Below are 3,188 nucleotides of genomic sequence, written 5' to 3' on the forward strand. Positions count from 1 at the left end.
CGTCGGCGGCGGCATTGCTCGTGGGGCCAACCCAAGAGAGCATCGCGGGCCTGGAGGTGACGTGGGGCGGCACTCCCGCTGGCCACGGCCAGCCATTGCCCACGATAGACGGTGGCGCATCGCACGTGCTCGCCGACCAGCGAGGCGTCGTGCAGAGAGGAGTTCGGTGATGGGCGCATCGCAGTGTTGGATTTGATCGCACTCGGTGAGTTCGATGACCTCAAGGTAATCGAGGATGTCCTGCTCCGAGGGGGAAACGCGAACGGACTTGGCGGAATCAAAAGCGGGAAGTCTGAAAAACTTTGAGGGAGGTGTCGCGCACATTCGATCAACCGTTTAAGGCTAAACTCTCCGCCACTATCCAAGGGGGCGCCCTACGCCATTCGGCTTCTCAGTGTCCTTGATGCATGCGCGCTGATCTCGAACGGACGGATCGAAGTTTGGTCGGTTGACTGGTCGTCGCTATGGGCGTAATCATCCGCGGTCGCCATTTCCTGCGAAGTCGATTTCTGTCCTGTCGGCCAGACTCCGAAAAGAGGCCCGCTGTAGGGCAGTATTAGGTGGTGATCATCTCCGGTCCCTCAAGAGTCATCCACTGACTCATCGACTCCGTTTGCGACGCAACCGTCGCATCGCGTGTCCAACGCCCACGGCGAAGCCGGTGGAAGCGACCTGTCGAAAGAAGCCGATGCACTCCTGGCGGGCTCTGGGGAGGAGAATGACCGCGATCGATGCCGCAACTGCAGCAGTCAGGGTTGCAGTTGCCAGAACGACCGCAGGATCGGCGGAGACGCTGCCGACATGGATCCAACCCAGCGTACACGTTATGGAGGAGCCGACGACCACGATGGGAATCAGGTTAGTACTTAAGAGAATCCCGTCCCGACGCGACAAGAATCGGAAAGCGGCGGTGCAGGCACACGCTTCTCCGATCGTAGCGCACGTACTGATGACCCAGATCGGAGAACCTCTTGTTGCTACAACGAACGCGGGTAGAAGGCTGACCACGCGTAACAAGTTGGTGTACATTACGGCCTTTGAATCGCCTCGACTCAAGGCCGCTGTAGTGGGTGCGATCCGGAGAATTCTGAAGGCGTTGGCCCCGGCGATCCAGGCGAGGACTAATCCGGAGCCGGAATACTTGCTCCCATAAATGAGGAGCATGATGGTTTCGGAGCCCAAAATGGACACCACGCTGACCGCGGATGCCCAGACCGTGACAACGGCCAGAGATTGCTCGTACCTCCTCTGAAAGAGCTGCGGATTGGACTGGGCGCTCGCCAGCAGTGGAAGTGAGAGAGACGAGAGTATTCTGGTGAAGAGGAAGGTGGGTGCTGAGACCAGCACCGCAGCCGCGGCATAAGAGGCCAACTCTGAGGGATTATAGAATGTGGCCACCATGAACTGATCTCCTTGGAGAACGCCGAACATCAAGAATCCATTGATGAGCAGTGGCCAACTCAGTACTAATAGCTTTTGGAAATACGACCGCTGAACCACCCACCTATACGAATAGTCGGCAAAGTAGTGGCTTAACGCACATGTTAAAAAGGACTTTGCGAGAAGAAGAATGAGCATCGCGCGATAGTCGGGGAACCACCGCGTGACCGGCCAAGTAGCTCCTGTGAGAAGGACCTGAGAGATTGCGTCCACTGCGGTGGATGGACCGAATCGCAGCTTTCTCTCGAATCGGCTGACGTCTAGGTGTTCGATGCCTCGAAGTAGAGCGATCACCGCGATGGATGCCAGGGCCCATCGATGGTCAGGTATGCCGAACAGGTTGGCTAGAATAGGCGATGCAACAACAATCATGAGCGCTCCGATGGCGGCAACGACGAATTGAAAGAAGTGAGCGGCTCCGATGAATTCCCGAGTGTCACCTTCCGGGTCTTGGACGACGAACCTTGAGATTCCAATTTTCGCAGACAGTTCGAAGAGCGAGATCACCAGACCCAACGTTGCAGCGATACCAAAGTCCGCCTTGCTGAGGGCGTGGGCCAGCATGACGTTTCGTGCGAACCCGGCGCCATTGCTGAGAACCGCGGCCGCGGCTAGGAGTGCTGATCCTCGAAGAGCTGTGCGTCTAAGGTTCATGCAGGTCGCGCTGGGTATGGGAGTCTTCGCTTTGGCGAAAGGGGCTCATTGTCGGGACTGTGTGGGGTCACCGAATCCTGTAAATCCACGCACGAGGCTCATACCAAGAGTATACCGGGTCGCGTCCCCTGGAGGCGGCAGCACGATCGGGGATAGGATCGTCCGTCGTAAGGCTGGCGGAGGCGAAGCGCGGGTTCGTCCTCCTGCCCAAGCGATGGGTGGTCGAGCGAAGCTTCGCGTGGGCGTCGAGGTTTCGGCGCTTGGGAAGAGATTACGAGAGGCTGTCCGAGACTTTGGCCGGCTTTCACTGACTCTCCTTTGTCTGCCTCATGCATTGTCTGCTCCATAGTTCATGACAGCCACTAGTGTAGTGTCACGTAGAGTCTGTCCGAAGAGTCTGATCTGTGATGGGTAGGCGAGCCGCCCGAGCATGATCCGTATGAGTGCTGCAAAGAGCCAACCACCAGCGCTGGACTCCCTTCGCTAGTAGTCCCGCACGAACCGCCGATTTCGCATCACCCACCTGTCAGCGGTCACCCAAAAGGGACCACCTCGGGTCGAAATAGGGTGAAAGGAAAATCACCCACCCTGAAGCACGGAAGGACTGTGGCGGGCCCGCGAAAGCGGGCATACCCGCCGCCGTCATGGCCACCGTGCTCAAGGTACAAGAACAAGACTCCATAACACATTTGGCAGCAGCCGGATGGCCGATCAGGCGCATCGCTCGTCAGCTCGGTCTGGACCGCAGGACGGTGCGCCGTTACCTCCGGGGATCTCCCTCCACCACCGCCGCGACGACAGCTTTAAAATCCACCCCCTTTTCGACCCCCGGCTCCGACGGGCCTCCAGATCCAAAATCCCCCATTTCGATCCCCGGCTTGGATCTCCCTTCCGAAGTCGTGGCGACCCAACTTGAGGCCCTGCGCTCCGAACCGGGAAGACCCGGGCGTTGCGATGCTCATGCCGAGTTCATCGCCGCCAAGCTCGCGGGCGGTCACACCGCCCAGCGCATTTATCAGGACCTGGTCAGCGAGGTCGGCTTCACCGCGTCCTACCAGTCGGTCAAACGCTTCGTGCGCCCACTTCGGCAGGCC

General features: G+C 58.8%; 2 protein-coding genes and 2 pseudogenes. 2 read left to right on the forward strand and 2 right to left on the reverse strand.

The window, feature by feature from the left end:
* Together JNN07_25685 and JNN07_25690 are read right to left on the reverse strand one after the other, a co-directional pair.
* Positions 1–179, reverse strand: a 179-nt coding sequence (locus JNN07_25685) for a hypothetical protein (GenBank protein ID MBL9171151.1), incomplete at its 3' end; no start/stop codon positions are given.
* A 421-nt stretch (positions 180–600) separates the two neighbouring features.
* A complete protein-coding gene (locus tag JNN07_25690; protein MBL9171152.1) occupies positions 601–2,094 on the reverse strand; it encodes an oligosaccharide flippase family protein in 1,494 nt (497 codons plus the stop codon).
* Between the two features lie 110 nt (positions 2,095–2,204).
* On the opposite strand from JNN07_25690, the pseudogene JNN07_25695 reads away from it, so the two are divergent.
* Both JNN07_25695 and JNN07_25700 read left to right on the forward strand, forming a co-directional pair.
* Positions 2,205–2,405, forward strand: a pseudogene (locus JNN07_25695) (transposase).
* A 333-nt stretch (positions 2,406–2,738) separates the two neighbouring features.
* Positions 2,739–2,873, forward strand: a pseudogene (locus JNN07_25700) (helix-turn-helix domain-containing protein).
* Positions 2,874–3,188: the final 315 nt, after the last annotated feature.

It is taken from the genome of Verrucomicrobiales bacterium (genome assembly GCA_016793885.1).
Classification (GTDB): domain Bacteria; phylum Verrucomicrobiota; class Verrucomicrobiia; order Limisphaerales; family UBA11320; genus UBA11320.